The 15817-nt window shown below is 41.8% G+C and carries 7 protein-coding genes and 10 tRNA genes; 16 read left to right on the top strand and 1 reads right to left on the bottom strand.

The genetic code is table 11. The features are described 5' to 3' along the window. The first annotated feature begins 82 nt into the window (after nucleotides 1-82). The 16 genes from EKM98_RS08210 to rpoC all read left to right on the top strand — a co-directional run bounded on the left by EKM98_RS08210 (nucleotide 83) and on the right by rpoC (nucleotide 14691). A tRNA-Val gene (locus EKM98_RS08210) sits at nucleotides 83-155 on the top strand. Between the two features lie 3 nt (nucleotides 156-158). Then, a tRNA-Lys gene (locus EKM98_RS08205) sits at nucleotides 159-231 on the top strand. 12 nt (nucleotides 232-243) lie between these two features. Further along, a tRNA-Leu gene (locus EKM98_RS08200) sits at nucleotides 244-325 on the top strand. A 20-nt stretch (nucleotides 326-345) separates the two neighbouring features. After that, a tRNA-Thr gene (locus EKM98_RS08195) sits at nucleotides 346-418 on the top strand. A 12-nt stretch (nucleotides 419-430) separates the two neighbouring features. Continuing rightward, nucleotides 431-502 (top strand) — tRNA-Gly (locus EKM98_RS08190). 22 nt (nucleotides 503-524) lie between these two features. Beyond that, nucleotides 525-610 (top strand) — tRNA-Leu (locus EKM98_RS08185). 14 nt (nucleotides 611-624) lie between these two features. Then, nucleotides 625-698, top strand: a tRNA-Arg gene (locus tag EKM98_RS08180). A 28-nt stretch (nucleotides 699-726) separates the two neighbouring features. Further along, nucleotides 727-800, top strand: a tRNA-Pro gene (locus EKM98_RS08175). A gap of 19 nt (nucleotides 801-819) precedes the next feature. Continuing rightward, a tRNA-Gly gene (locus EKM98_RS08170) sits at nucleotides 820-891 on the top strand. Between the two features lie 17 nt (nucleotides 892-908). After that, a tRNA-Pro gene (locus EKM98_RS08165) sits at nucleotides 909-982 on the top strand. A 338-nt stretch (nucleotides 983-1320) separates the two neighbouring features. After that, entirely contained in the window at nucleotides 1321-1791 is a 471-nt protein-coding gene (locus EKM98_RS08160; RefSeq protein WP_125981943.1) for a CtsR family transcriptional regulator, read from the top strand. Between the two features lie 20 nt (nucleotides 1792-1811). Next, complete coding sequence (locus EKM98_RS08155) at nucleotides 1812-4301, top strand: ATP-dependent Clp protease ATP-binding subunit (protein WP_125981941.1); 2490 nt, start codon at nucleotides 1812-1814, stop codon at nucleotides 4299-4301. A 364-nt stretch (nucleotides 4302-4665) separates the two neighbouring features. Continuing rightward, nucleotides 4666-5589: a peptidase U32 family protein gene (locus EKM98_RS08150; RefSeq protein WP_125981940.1), complete on the top strand. Its 924-nt coding sequence runs from the start codon at nucleotides 4666-4668 to the stop codon at nucleotides 5587-5589. A 1-nt stretch (nucleotide 5590) separates the two neighbouring features. Beyond that, complete coding sequence (locus tag EKM98_RS08145; RefSeq protein WP_125981938.1) at nucleotides 5591-6823, top strand: peptidase U32 family protein; 1233 nt, start codon at nucleotides 5591-5593, stop codon at nucleotides 6821-6823. 605 nt (nucleotides 6824-7428) lie between these two features. Further along, nucleotides 7429-11016 (top strand): DNA-directed RNA polymerase subunit beta, encoded by a 3588-nt coding sequence (gene rpoB / locus EKM98_RS08140; RefSeq protein WP_125981936.1) that lies wholly within the window; start codon nucleotides 7429-7431, stop codon nucleotides 11014-11016. A 15-nt stretch (nucleotides 11017-11031) separates the two neighbouring features. After that, nucleotides 11032-14691, top strand: coding sequence for a DNA-directed RNA polymerase subunit beta' (rpoC, locus tag EKM98_RS08135; protein WP_125981934.1), 3660 nt, complete (start codon nucleotides 11032-11034; stop codon nucleotides 14689-14691). A 195-nt stretch (nucleotides 14692-14886) separates the two neighbouring features. Here rpoC and EKM98_RS12300 read toward each other — a convergent pair whose 3' ends face one another. Further along, a complete protein-coding gene (locus tag EKM98_RS12300) occupies nucleotides 14887-15567 on the bottom strand; it encodes a prepilin peptidase (protein WP_225418551.1) in 681 nt (226 codons plus the stop codon). Nucleotides 15568-15817 lie beyond the last annotated feature (250 nt).

Below are 15817 nucleotides of genomic sequence, written 5' to 3'. Positions count from 1 at the left end.
ACAGAAGTTAAGCTTCTTAGCGCCGAGAGTAGTTGGGGGAGCACCCCCTGCGAGGGTAGGACGTTGCCATGCTATTTCATTTGGAGGTTTAGCTCAGCTGGGAGAGCACCTGCCTTACAAGCAGGGGGTCACAGGTTCGAACCCTGTAATCTCCATTTGAGCCGTTAGCTCAGTCGGTAGAGCATCTGACTTTTAATCAGAGGGTCAACAGTTCGAACCTGTTACGGCTCATTGCCAGTTTTTGCGGGTGTGGCGGAATTGGCAGACGCACTAGATTTAGGATCTAGCGCCGCGAGGCGTGGGGGTTCGAGTCCCTTCACCCGCAGTTGTATTGTGTAGTAGTATGCCGACTTAGCTCAGTTGGTAGAGCATCTGATTTGTAATCAGAGGGTCGGGCGTTCGAATCGTCTAGTCGGCATTTTATTGTTATGCGGAAGTAGTTCAGTGGTAGAACATCACCTTGCCATGGTGGGGGTCGCGGGTTCGAATCCCGTCTTCCGCTTAGTTCCGAATTTTTCAACCTTGCCGGGGTGGCGGAACTGGCAGACGCACAGGACTTAAAATCCTGCGGTGAGTAATCACCGTACCGGTTCGATTCCGGTCCTCGGCATTAAATAAATATTTGCACCCATAGCGCAATTGGATAGAGTGTCTGACTACGAATCAGAAGGTTGTAGGTTCGACTCCTACTGGGTGCATTTTTTTGTTTTTATAAAAAAGTAACATCGGGAAATAGCTCAGCTTGGTAGAGCACTTGGTTTGGGACCAAGGGGTCGCAGGTTCGAATCCTGTTTTCCCGATTATATTAATATTTTACATGCGGAAGTAGTTCAGTGGTAGAACATCACCTTGCCATGGTGGGGGTCGCGGGTTCGAATCCCGTCTTCCGCTTGTTTTTTGGTATTTTTCGGGAAGTAGCTCAGCTTGGTAGAGCACTACGTTCGGGACGTAGGGGTCGCAGGTTCGAATCCTGTTTTCCCGACTATTGAAAATAAGATTATTCGAAGATTCAAAACTAGGACTATCTCGTAAACTATTTACGAGATAGTCCTTTTTAATTATCGGTCCAAATTAATTAGAAATGTATCACAGAGAGTGTCTGAATCAATTTTATTGACGATATGCGCTCAGAAACTCATTTCAACATACAATCTTAAGCGCAGTCTTACTTGATTACCATTTTTAGCAAAACTTATCTTAAATACCAAAAATGACGTTCTATTTTGAACTGCCAACAATTATTTAATCTAAATTCTTTGCAAATTTACAATTATCTTCTATAATGATAGTCAATATTAGTCAAAGTTAAGGTGAGAGCAGATGCAAGGGCAAAATATTTCTGATATTATCGAGGCCTATTTAAAACAGATCTTAAATGAATCAACTCGTGTCGAAATTCGGCGTTCCGAGATAGCAGAATTGTTTAACTGTGTTCCATCCCAAATTAATTATGTGATTAATACTCGTTTTACAATTCAACGTGGTTATCTTGTTCAAAGTAAGCGTGGCGGTGGTGGTTACATTCGCATCGAAAAGGTGAAATTATTAGACGATCGTGATATGCTAGACACACTTATAGGACTGGTTGGACAACAAATTAGTCAGCGTGATACGTTGGCAATTGTTCAAAAGCTTTATGAGGATAATGCGATCGAGCGAAGAGACGCCAATTTGATTTTGGCTGCAACTAGCCACGAGACGTTAGCTTTAAATGATCGACAATTGGAAGCAGAGTTAAGAGCACGAATTTTAACTAGTCTTCTAAATCATTTGCGTTATGAAAGAGAGTAAGCGAAAGTGAGGGACGCTTAATGGATAATTTATTTACACCGAGTGCAAAAAACGTTTTAGTTCTCGCACAGGAACAAGCAAAGTATTTCCGCCATCATGCTGTGGGTACGGAGCATTTATTACTTGCACTTGTCATTGAAAATGACGGGATTGCAGGTAAGACATTGCGGCAATTATCAGTTAATGAAACTGACATCCGTGAGGAAATTGAACGTTTTACCGGCTATGGTACTTCAACAGAAACCAAAAAGGACGTCTACCTTCCTTACGCACCTAAGGCCAAACAAGTGCTTTCGTATGCCGGTGATGAGGCTAAACGCATGGGCGCAATGAAGATTGGTACGGAACACATCTTACTGGGGTTACTTCGTGAAGATGATATTCTGGCTTCACGTATTTTAACTAACTTAGGATTAAGTTTGAGTAAAACTCGCCAAATGGTTCTCAAAAAATTAGGTGTTAATGATACAACAACTAAGCGCCGTGGCCAAACTAGAAATCGGCAGGCACAGCAAAGTGAAGGAACACCAACGCTGGACTCTTTAGCGCGTGATTTAACGCAATTAGCACGCGAAAATAAAATGGATCCAGTTGTCGGACGAAGTAAAGAAGTTCGGCGCTTGATTCAGGTCTTATCCCGCCGAACTAAAAATAATCCCGTTTTAATTGGGGAGCCCGGCGTGGGTAAAACTGCCATTGCTGAAGGCTTAGCACAAAAGATTATTAATGGTGATGTACCAGACGATATGCGTAAAAAGCGATTAATGGCGTTAGATATGGGATCGTTAGTTGCGGGCACAAAATATCGTGGGGAATTCGAAGATCGTTTAAAGAAAGTAATTGACGAAATTTATAAAGATGGACAAGTTATTCTATTTATTGACGAATTGCATACTTTAATTGGTGCCGGGGGTGCTGAAGGCGCGATTGATGCTTCTAATATTTTGAAGCCAGCCTTGGCTCGTGGTGAAATGCAGGTTATTGGCGCAACTACTTTAGATGAATACCAAAAATATATTGAAAAAGATGCTGCCTTAGAGCGCCGATTTGCTACAATTCAAGTTAATGAACCGACGGAGAAAGAGGCAGAAGAGATTTTACTTGGACTACGAAGTCGTTATGAAGAACATCATGGTGTCACGATTACTGACGAGGCTGTTCATGAAGCGGTTGTCCTTTCGGCACGTTATATTAGTGACCGTTTCTTACCAGATAAGGCAATTGATTTAATTGATGAATCGGCGGCTTCAGTGCGTCTAGATGCCGCCAGTAAGAAAACACCAGAAAATAAATTAGAAACACAGCTAACTAAATTAACTAAGTCTAAAGAAAAGGCCATTGAAGAACAGGACTTTGAAAAGGCTGCCGCTATTCGTGAAGACGAAATGAAGGTAAAGGCAAAGCTGGAAGCTAAGGCGGCCAAGGCCGGTGAAACAAACGGTGTGCGTAAGGATGTTAAGGTCATGCCAGAAGACATTGCGACGGTTGTTTCGCAATGGACTGGGGTACCGTTGACCCAATTGCGTAAAAGTGAAAGTGACCGTTTAGTTAATTTGGAAAAGGTTTTGCATAAACGAGTAGTGGGCCAAGAAGAGGCAGTTTCAGCTGTTTCACGAGCAATTCGCCGAGCGCGTAGTGGGCTAAAAGACCCACAGCGGCCAATTGGATCATTTATGTTTCTTGGACCAACTGGGGTTGGTAAAACTGAATTAGCGAAGGCTCTGGCTGAAGCAATGTTTGGTTCAGAGGATAATATGATTCGAGTTGATATGTCCGAATATATGGAGAAGTATTCAACCTCTCGTCTTGTGGGAGCACCGCCTGGCTATGTTGGTTATGACGAAGGCGGTCAGTTAACTGAGCAAGTTCGGCAGAAACCATACTCAGTTGTATTATTAGATGAAGTTGAAAAGGCGCATCCTGATGTCTTCAATATTTTATTGCAGGTGTTAGATGATGGTTATTTAACTGACTCTAAAGGGCGTAAAGTTGATTTTCGTAACACAATTTTGATTATGACGTCTAACCTTGGTGCAACAACCTTACGTGATGAAAAGTCGGTTGGTTTTGGCGCTAAAAATGCGCAGCAGGATTACAAAGCAATGCGAAGCCAAATCCTTCAAGAATTGAAAAATTCCTTCCGACCTGAATTTCTCAACCGGATTGATGAAGTTGTTGTCTTCCATTCCTTAACTAAGGCCGAGTTACATGAAATTGTGAAGATTATGGCTAAAACCGTGTTACGACGTTTACAAGAACAAAAAATTGCGGTTAAAATTACACCGGCTGCAATTGATGTAATTGCTAAGGTTGGTTTTGATCCTGAATACGGTGCGCGACCAATTCGGCGGGCACTCCAAACTGAAGTTGAAGATCGCTTGAGTGAGGAACTGCTTTCAGGACGAATTAAAATTGGCGATTCTTTAACTATTGGTGCGCGGCAGAATAAGATCACAATTAATATTCGCGACGAAAATAAAAAAACAACAGATTCAACCGTAAAAGCATAGTTGTTCTAGCTGTTTAAGGGTGTGAAGAAAATTCTTTCTTCGCACTCTTTTTTGTATGGCACTTACTGGCTAAAAAAGCGAACAATTGGTTTTCTATCGACTGAAATCACTCAGACGGCGAACATAAGGAAATTTGGCTTTTGAATTAATAAGGGTGGCGTAAAAAACAGATAGCAATACCCGTTGGAGGGAAAATCGGTCTAGCGTACCTGGTAATTAATTGTACCGCGGGTGGATTTGAAAAAAGTGGCTAAATCCTTTTTGAAACGTACTTTTGGCCGACCCAACGTTTTCAATTAATTTGAAGTATGTTATTCTAAAAACAATTAGCGCTTAATCCGTTATTAAGAAAGAAGCGAAGAGTTTGATCGATATAATAGCGACTGTGGACTCACAGGAGCAAGCAAAAATGTTATTAGCGGCAGACGTTGATACGTTATATTTAGGTGAGGATTTTTTTGGCTTACGCCTACCTCATAGTTTTAAAAGACCGGAAGTAGCAGAAATTGTTCATTTGGCCCATGCTGCAGGTAAAAAAGTAACGGTGGCAGTTAATGCCATCATGCATAATGATCGGATTGCTAAGGTTGCCGACTATTTAGATTTTTTGGCCGCTTTGCAAGTAGATCAAATTACAGTTGGTGATCCCGGTGTTATCTACTTATTGCAGCAAAAGAAATTAAACTTACCATTTATTTATGATGCGGAGGTATTAGTTACCAGTGCGCGGCAAGTTAATTTTTGGGCAAAACATGGTGCTAGCGGAGCAGTAATTGCCCGTGAGGTTCCCCATGATGAATTAACTGAAATGGTGACGGAATTACAGATTCCTGGTGAAATTCAAGTTTACGGCGCGACTTGTATTCATCAATCTGGACGGCCACTATTACATAATTATTTTAACTTTGTTAAAGAACATCAAGATCGTGCGGACCGGGCGCGGGGGTTATTTGTTTCGGCGCCCCATAAACCAGAGACACATTACTCAATTTATGAGGATTTTAACGGTACCCACGTGTTTGCCAATAACGATCTGAACCTGATAACTAAATTGGCCGAGTTAAATGATTTAGGGCTGACTCACTGGAAGTTAGATGGCTTGTTTGCTGACCGCGATCAATTTGTTAGTATTGCGCAAACCTTTGTGGCCGCAAAAAAAGCTATTTTGGCACAAAAATGGACGCCAGATCTGGTTGAGCAATTAGATGAGCAAGTAAGTACTAATCAACCGGCCAATCGTGGCTTGGATACTGGTTTTTACGAAATAGATCCTAGCGAGGTGCAATAAAATGCGAACTATTACAAATAAACCTGAAGTATTAGCACCAGCTGGTACCTTGGAAAAGTTAAAAGTTGCTATTAATTATGGTGCAGATGCTGTTTATATTGGCGGTGACGCTTATGGATTACGAACCCGCGCTGGTAATTTCTCATTTGATCAAATGCGTGAAGGGGTAGCATTTGCCCAAGCACATAACGCAAAAGTATACGTGGCGGCAAATATTGTTGCTCACGAAGGCGATGTTCAGGGTGCCGGTAAATTTTTCCGGACTTTACGTGACATCGGTATTAGTGCAGTAATCGTGTCCGACCCATCCTTGATTGAAATTGCGATTACTGAGGCACCAGGTTTACCGGTTCATTTATCAACCCAGGCTTCGGCCACTAATTACGAAACGTTAAATTTTTGGCAAAATGAAGGTTTGGAGCGAGTTGTATTGGCCCGTGAAGTGGGTATTGAAGAAATAAAGGAAATGCGGCGGCATACCAACGTTCAAATTGAGGCCTTTATTCACGGGGCGATGTGTATTGGGTATTCCGGACGTTGTGTTTTGTCCAATCACATGAGTATGCGTGATGCCAATCGTGGTGGCTGTGCCCAAAATTGTCGTTGGAAGTATGACTTGTTTGAAATGCCGACGATGGGTGAAAAACAAACTGAGGCGGACCCGAAGACGCCGTTTACAATGAGTGCCGTTGATATGGCAATGATTGAGCATATTCCTGATTTAGTTGAAGCCGGCGTTAATTCATTTAAAATTGAAGGCCGAATGAAATCAATTCACTATGTGTCGACAGTTGCCAATGTTTATCGTCGTGCAGTTGATAGTTACTGTGCCGATCCTGATCATTACGTTTTAAACCAAGCTTGGGTGGATGAATTGTGGAAGGTCGCCCAGCGAGAAATGTCAACTGGGTTTTACTATGGCACACCAACGGAAGACGATGAATTATTTGGTAAGCGCCGTAAGCGACCACAGTATACATTTGTTGGCCAAGTGCTTGATTATGATGCTAAACGACAAGTTGCGATGGTTCAACAACGTAATAACTTTGGTGTTGGCGATAAGATTGAATTTTACGGTCCGCATTTCACGCACCATGAAGAAGTTATTCAACAGTTGTGGGATAAAGATAATGATATTTTACGTCGTGCCCCTGACGCAATGATGGTTTACCAAGTACCAGTGGGTATTCCAGTAAAGGCCGGCGATATGTTACGTAAGGAACGGGCCAAGTAGTTGCTATTTTACTGATTTGGGTTAGACTGAAAGCATCAGCGTGTTTAGTATGCTTAATTTGCTAGCAGTCCACGCGCTAATAGCTAATCTGGTGGTAGCGTGTTTGGAGAGGCAGATTCTTGGGTTCGTCCAATTGACGAACAATTCATTTAATGGCCAAGTATCTTTTTCTAATACGCGCTGGTTTGTTGACAGCTAAATATAACAAGTGTATGATTAGTAATTGCTAAAACTGCGAATACAACTACTCTGCGATCTATTGTCCGGAGGGTAGTTTATAAGAAAACTCAAAAGTAGCTGACAAGTTTGAATAGAACAATGTCCTATTTTTGGTTTTTTTTTGCTTAAAATTCGGGTTAATTAGCAATTGTAATGCAACTTTAACAATTGTAATGTTTTTGTAATGTGAAGGCTAGATATGTTTGAAAAGGCGGCTTTTTACGTGCATGTGTTCAAGTTGATGCTTTTCGTCTTCGTTGAACAATTAATGTTCCAGAGCATTTGGATTGGCAGCAGTCTTGTTAGCAGTCCACACTGTGGGAAAACCAGACACTTTTCAAACATTCTCTAAGCAATTCGTAGATACTACAGAAGGGGTGAACAATTTGGCAGGTCATTTAGTTAAATACGGAAAACACCGTACGCGTCGAAGTTATTCACGTATTAAAGAAGTGCTGGATTTACCAAACTTGATTGAAATTCAGTCAAATTCGTATAACTGGTTCTTAGATGAAGGCCTGAAAGAAATGTTCAACGACATTATGCCGATTGAGGATTTCGCAGGGAACCTATCATTAGAGTTCGTTGATTATCAATTATTGGAAGCAAAGTACTCAGTAGAAGAAGCACGGCAGCATGATGCTAATTATTCAGCACCACTCCACGTGACTTTACGCTTGACTAACCATGAAACAGGCGAAATCAAATCGCAAGACGTTTTTTTTGGTGATTTTCCATTAATGACCGATCAAGGTACCTTTATTATCAATGGTGCCGAACGGGTTATCGTTTCCCAGTTAGTACGTTCACCTGGTGTTTATTTCAACAGTGAGCTTGATAAGAATAGCCGCACTATTTATGGTGCCACTGCCATTCCTAATCGTGGGGCGTGGTTAGAATACGAAACTGACGCCAAGGATATTTCATACGTTCGAATTGACCGGACGCGTAAGATTCCAATGTCAGAATTAATTCGTGCCTTGGGCTTTGGTTCTGATGACGACATTATCGGTATGTTAGGCGATAATGATAGTTTGATGCTAACCCTTGAAAAAGATGTTCATAAGAACACTGACGATTCTCGGGTTGAAGAATCGCTAAAAGATATTTATGAACGACTTCGGCCAGGTGAACCAAAGACAGCTGATAGTTCAAGAAGTTTATTGAACGCACGCTTCTTTGATCCAAAACGCTATGATTTAGCAGCGGTTGGTCGTTATAAAATTAATAAGAAGTTAACTTTAAAAACACGTTTATTGAACCAGACATTGGCCGAAACTTTGGCTGATCCAGATACTGGTGAGGTTCTTGCACAAAAGGGTGACGTTGTTGATCGTGGGGTTATGGAAAAATTGAGTCCTTATTTGGACCGCGATGATTTCATGACAACGACTTACACACCATCAGATGAAGGTGCCGTTACTGACCCAATGATCTTACAATCAATTAAAATCTTCTCTAAAGTTAATCCTGAAAAAGAAGTACCGTTAATTGGTAATGGTCACATTGAACTTGCTTGGAAACACATTCGTCCAGCTGATATCATCGCGTCAATGAACTACTTCTTAAACTTGCAAGAAGGCATTGGCACAACTGATGATATTGATCATTTAGGTAACCGGCGGATTCGTTCAGTTGGTGAATTATTACAAAATCAATTCCGGATTGGTTTGTCACGGATGGAACGTGTTGTACGTGAACGAATGTCAATTCAGGATACGTCAACCGTAACACCACAACAATTGATCAATATTCGGCCAGTTGTTGCTTCAATTAAGGAATTCTTTGGTTCATCACAATTGTCACAGTTCATGGATCAGACAAATCCGCTTGGTGAATTAACCCATAAGCGGCGGTTATCTGCCCTTGGCCCTGGTGGCTTAACGCGTGATCGTGCCGGTTATGAAGTTCGTGATGTGCATTATACCCATTACGGTCGGATGTGCCCAATCGAAACACCTGAAGGCCCCAACATTGGTTTAATTAACAGTTTAGCTAGTTATGCCGTTGTTAATAAGTATGGCTTTATCGAAACACCATACCGCCGTGTTGATTGGACGACACATAAAGTTACCGATAAAATTGACTATTTAACGGCCGATGAAGAAGATAACTACGTTGTTGCCCAGGCCAACTCACCATTAAATGATGATGGCTCATTCGTTGACGAAACCGTTTTGGCGCGGCGTGTTGATGAAAACTTAGAAATTTCTACTGATCGGGTCGATTACATGGATGTTTCGCCTAAGCAAGTTGTTGCCGTGGCGACAGCCTGCATTCCTTTCTTGGAAAATGACGATTCTAACCGTGCCTTGATGGGTGCCAACATGCAGCGACAAGCTGTTCCGTTGATTAACCCCCACGCACCATTAGTCGGAACTGGTATGGAATATAAGGCGGCCCATGACTCAGGGACTGCTGTTGTTGCTAAGCACGCCGGTACTGTTGAATACGTTGATGCTAAGCAAATTCGCATTCGCCGTGAAGACGGTACTTTAGACAAATATAATTTAATGAAATTCCGTCGTTCTAACTCAGGTAAGAGCTACAATCAGCGGCCAATTGTTAAGTTAGGCGATAAGATTGACGCTAGTGAAATTCTAGCTGACGGACCCGCAATGGAAAATGGTGAACTTGCTTTAGGGCAAAACCCAATCATTGCTTTCATGACTTGGAATATGTATAACTACGAAGATGCCATTGTCTTATCTGAAAAGCTAGTTCGTGAAGATGCGTACACGTCAATTCATATTGAAGAATATGAATCAGAAGCTCGTGATACAAAGCTTGGACCGGAAGAAATCACCCGTGAGATTCCTAACGTTGGTGAAGATGCTTTGAAGGATCTAGATGAATTTGGGGTCGTTCGAATTGGTGCTGAAGTTAAGGATGGCGATTTGTTAGTTGGTAAGGTAACGCCTAAGGGAGTTACTGAATTATCGGCTGAAGAACGTTTGTTACACGCTATCTTTGGTGAAAAAGCGCGTGAAGTTCGGGACACATCGCTACGAGTACCTCATGGTGGCGGCGGAATTATTCAAGACGTTAAGATCTTTACTCGTGAGGCCGGCGATGAATTATCACCTGGCGTTAACATGATGGTTCGGGTCTATATTGCCCAGAAACGTAAGATTCAAGTTGGGGATAAGATGGCCGGACGTCATGGTAATAAGGGGACTGTTTCAATCGTCGTTCCGGAAGAGGATATGCCTTACTTACCAGATGGCACACCAGTTGACATTTGTTTGTCACCAATGGGTGTTCCATCACGTATGAATATTGGTCAGGTTATCGAACTTCATTTAGGTATGGCAGCACGTAACTTAGGTATCCACGTTGCAACGCCAGTCTTTGATGGTGCGCAGGATAAAGATATCTGGGATGCTGTTAAAGAAGCCGATATGGATAACGATGCTAAATCAGTACTTTACGATGGCCGTACTGGTGAACCATTTACTAACCGTGTTTCCGTTGGGGTTATGTACTATATGAAATTAGCCCACATGGTTGACGATAAATTACATTCTCGTTCAATCGGACCTTACTCATTAGTGACACAACAACCATTAGGTGGTAAGGCTCAGTTTGGTGGGCAGCGTTTTGGTGAAATGGAAGTTTGGGCTCTTGAAGCTTATGGTGCAGCTTACACACTTCAAGAAATTTTGACTTATAAATCTGATGACGTTGTTGGCCGGGTTAAGACCTACGAGGCAATCGTTAAGGGTGAACCAATTCCTAAGCCTGGTGTACCAGAATCATTCCGTGTTTTAGTCAAGGAATTACAATCTCTTGGTTTGGACATGAAGGTTTTGGATGCCGATAATAAGGAAATTGAATTACGTGATATGGATGATGAAGACGATGATGTTGTAAGTGTTGACGCTTTGTCTAAATTTGCCAAGGAACAAGAGGCAGCTAAGGCTAAAAAGGCTGCTGAAGAAGCAACAAAAGCTAACAATGACAACGATAAATAATAGGAGGTCGGCCAAGTGATAGATGTTAATAAATTTGAGAGTATGCAGATTGGACTTGCATCTCCCGATAAAATCCGCAGTTGGTCTTATGGTGAAGTTAAAAAGCCAGAAACAATCAACTACCGAACACTAAAGCCCGAACGCGATGGCCTGTTTGATGAACGGATCTTTGGCCCGACGAAAGACTGGGAATGTGCTTGTGGTAAGTACAAACGAATTCGCTATAAGGGAATCGTTTGTGATCGCTGCGGGGTTGAAGTTACGCGTTCTAAGGTTCGTCGTGAACGAATGGGTCACATTGAACTAGCAGCGCCAGTTTCACATATTTGGTACTTCAAAGGTATTCCAAGTCGAATGGGTCTTGTTTTAGACATGAGCCCCCGCGCTTTGGAAGAGATCATTTACTTCGCATCCTACGTTGTCATTGAATCCGGCAACACTGCCTTAGAAAAGAAACAACTTTTAACTGAAAGTGAATACCGTGAAAAGTATGAACAGTACGGTCATGAGTTTAAAGCTAAGATGGGTGCTGAAGCCATCAAAGAATTATTAGATGACGTTGACCTAGATAAAGAAGTTGCTGGGCTTAAGGAAGATCTAAAGACTGCTCAAGGCCAAAAACGGACTCGTGCTATTCGACGTTTAGATATTCTTGAAGCTTTCCGCCAATCTGGTAATGAACCTAGTTGGATGGTTATGGACGCAATTCCTGTCATTCCACCGGATTTACGACCAATGGTTCAATTAGAAGGTGGCCGTTTTGCTACTTCTGATTTAAATGATTTATACCGGCGGGTGATCAACCGGAATAATCGTTTGAAGCGACTACTTGATTTAAATGCACCCAATATCATTGTTCAAAACGAAAAACGGATGCTCCAAGAGGCCGTCGATGCTTTGATCGATAATGGTCGTCGTGGCCGTCCAGTTACTGGGCCTGGTAATCGTCCATTAAAATCACTTTCGCATTTATTGAAGGGGAAACAAGGACGTTTCCGCCAGAACTTGTTAGGTAAGCGAGTTGATTATTCAGGTCGTTCAGTTATTGATGTCGGCCCAACGCTTAAATTCTATCAATGTGGTTTACCCCGTGAAATGGCGCTTGAATTATTCAAACCATTTGTCATGCATGAATTGGTTAAACGTGAATTGGCTTCTAACATTAAGAATGCTAAGCGTAAGATTGATCGCCGGGATGAAGATATCTGGGATGTTTTGGAAGATGTTATTAAAGAGCACCCAGTATTATTAAACCGGGCACCTACATTGCATCGTTTGGGGATTCAGGCATTTGAACCAGTTTTAGTTGATGGTAAATCAATTCGTCTGCATCCACTTGCCTGCGAAGCCTACAATGCCGATTTTGATGGTGATCAGATGGCGATTCACGTACCATTATCTGATGAAGCTCAAGCTGAAGCCCGGATGTTAATGTTAGCTGCTCACCATATCTTGGCACCACGTGATGGTAAGCCAATTTCAACACCTTCGCAGGACGTTGTGCTTGGTAACTACTTCTTAACAACTGAAGAAGCTGGCATTAACGGTGAAGGCATGATCTTTAAAGATCCTAATGAAGTTGTTTTGGCCTACCAGAATGGCTACGTTGAATTGCATACACGCATTGGTTTATCCACCAATTCGTTACTAGATAAGCCATTCTCTGATGAACAACGAAATAAAATTATGATTACTTCAGTTGGTAAGGTAGCCTTTAACGCAATTTTGCCAAAGGACTTCGTTTATTTGAACGAACCAACTAACGGTAACTTGATGGATGGGATTGATGATAAGTTCTTCATTGAACCTGGTACTGATATCAAGGCGGCAATTAAGGATCGTGATTTGAACCAGCCATTTAAGAAGAGCTTTTTAGCCGACATTATTGCACAAGTCTTCAAGATTTATAAGGTAACGGAAACATCTGAGTTATTGGATCGAATGAAGACTTTAGGCTATACAGAAGCAACACATTCTGGTATTACCGTTGGGGTTTCTGATGTCAATGACTTGCCTGAAAAGCCTGCCTTAGTTGCAGAAGCGCATAAGCAAGTTGCTTTGATTACGAAACAGTTCCGTCGTGGTTTAATTACTGATGATGAACGTTATCAACGTGTCATTGGCATTTGGAACAGCGTTAAGGATCAAATCCAACAACGGTTAATGGAAAATATGCCTGCGAACAACCCAATCTTTATGATGAGTGATTCTGGTGCCCGTGGTAATGCATCTAACTTTACACAGTTAGCCGGTATGCGTGGTTTAATGGCTGCTCCTAATGGACAAATCATGGAATTACCAGTTATTTCAAACTTCCGTGAGGGTCTTTCCGTTATGGAAATGTTTATTTCAACCCATGGTGCGCGTAAAGGGATGACCGATACGGCACTGAAGACCGCTAACTCCGGTTACTTAACTCGACGTTTAGTCGATGTTGCCCAGGATGTTATCGTTCGTGAAGAAGATTGTGGAACTGATCGTGGCTTAGAAGTATCTGCCATTATGGAAGGTAACGAAGTCATCGAACCACTTTATGATCGAATTCTTGGTCGTTACACGATGAAATCAATTTATGATCCTGAAACTGGTGAAGAATTTGCCGGTAAGAACGTTATGATTGATGAAACGTTGGCGCAAAAGATTATTAATGCCGGAATTAAGACCGTCACAATTCGTTCCGTCTTTACTTGTAACACTGAACATGGTGTTTGCCGTTATTGCTTCGGTCGTAACTTGGCCATTGGCGAAACCGTCGAAGTTGGTGAAGCCGTTGGGACAGTTGCTGCGCAGTCAATCGGTGAACCTGGTACACAGTTAACAATGCGGACTTTCCATACCGGTGGTGTTGCCGGTGGTGATATTACGCAAGGGTTGCCTCGTGTTCAGGAAATTATGGAAGCTCGTAATCCTAAAGGCCTTGCAACGATTACTGAAGTTACTGGTGAGATTACAGCAATTGATGAAAATCCAGCTGACCACACTAAGGAAATTACGGTTCAAGGCGAAACTGATACACGAACTTATAGTGTACCGTTTACGTCGCGAATCCGAATTAAGGAAGGCGACCTTGTTAATCGTGGTGATTCACTAACTGGTGGGTCAATTGATCCTAAACAACTATTACAAGTCAGTGATACCTTAACAACTGAAATCTATATGCTTCGCGAAATTCAAAAAGTATACCGGATGCAGGGTGTTGAAGTTTCTGATAAGCATATGGAAGTTATGGTTCGGCAAATGATGCGCAAAGTTCGTGTTATGGATCCTGGCGACACGGATATCTTGCCAGGAACATTACTTGATATTGCCGACTTTAAGCGAGCAAACTATAAGACCTTAATTGCGGGTGGCATTCCAGCAACAGCACGTCCTGTTTTACTTGGGATTACTAAAGCTGCTCTAGAAACTAATAGTTTCTTATCCGCAGCTTCATTCCAGGAAACAACTCGTGTCTTGACTGACGCCGCAATTCGGGGCAAGAATGATCCATTACTTGGTCTAAAAGAAAATGTTATTATCGGGAAGATTATTCCTGCTGGTACTGGTATGGCTAAGTATCGCCATACAGAACCAAAAGAAGTTGGTGTTGTTTCTGAGAACGTCTATTCAATTAGTGATCTTGAAAAGCAAATGAACGCCAATAACGGTGAGGGTCAACAACCAGATAATAATTAAAGATACAAAAAAACGTCGGACATTATCCGGCGTTTTTTTTGAAGGGAGTAGGATAAAGCCCGGTTTTGGATTTGTACGCTAATCTAATAACTGCGCTATGGATATTGGAAGGCCGGCGAACCCAAAACTTTAGCGCATGTTCTAGAACAATGTTCGAAAATAGTGAGAGGCTGGGACAAAAGTCCTGGCCCCTTTTTAGTGCCAGAAATATAAAATAAAAAGGGCCATACTTAAATAAGGAATGAAAGCAATTTGGTGTATTTTATGGTAGTACAAAATTGGATAGGTTAGCAAACAGAGACTGCAGGCCAGGACAATAATTTGGCCTAAACGCCAGCTACCAAATAATAGGGCGCATAGAACAAGTAGATCAACGTCACCACAGCCAAAACTATGTGTTAGACTACTGAATAGATAAAAAATACTTGCCGTAAACAGGGCACTTTTCCAATTCAGCGTTGAATGAGAGCAAAAAAAGCTAATGCCAGATAAATAAATTGCAAAAATTAAAAAAGTTGGAAAGTGAATAGCGTGGTAAAAAAGATCCATGAGACTGAAACAAAGACAGAAGGCCAGTAAACTTAGGCTGAAAATTAATTGCGATTTTGTACTACTAAAATAAAAGCAACTAACACTTAATGAACCGGCTACAATCTCGCCTAATAACAGTACTGGAGACAACTTTTCTTTGCAGTAACGGCAGCGTCCTTTATTCAATGAAAAGCCTAAAATTGGTATCAAGTCAATCGTATCTAAATAGTGTTGACAGTTGTCACAGTGCGACCGTGGTGCGATAATGGATTCGTGTCTAGGAACGCGCCAAGCAACAAGGGTCAAAAAAGAGCCAATAATTGTGCCGACTAGAAAATATAACATTAGCATTATAATTAACCTCGTTTCAGTTCTTACTGTATTGATGGATAGTAGTAGGGAAAGAGTGCTTCTATTCTAGAATGGTTCGTTACTAGTGAGTTAATCGTTAAATATGAAGAACGATAAAATGTGTACCGGGGGAAGTTTCCTTTATTTCAACTCCTTATTAATAAGCTACGTAAAAGCGTTGAATCTTTGTGACCGGTTGACACGCCTAGTACATCATGGTATTCTTACAAAGGTGCTTTTTGTT

It is taken from the genome of Loigolactobacillus iwatensis, from assembly GCF_003950295.1.
GTDB lineage: Bacteria > Bacillota > Bacilli > Lactobacillales > Lactobacillaceae > Loigolactobacillus > Loigolactobacillus iwatensis.
This window is presented reverse-complemented; position numbering and strand designations above follow the sequence as displayed.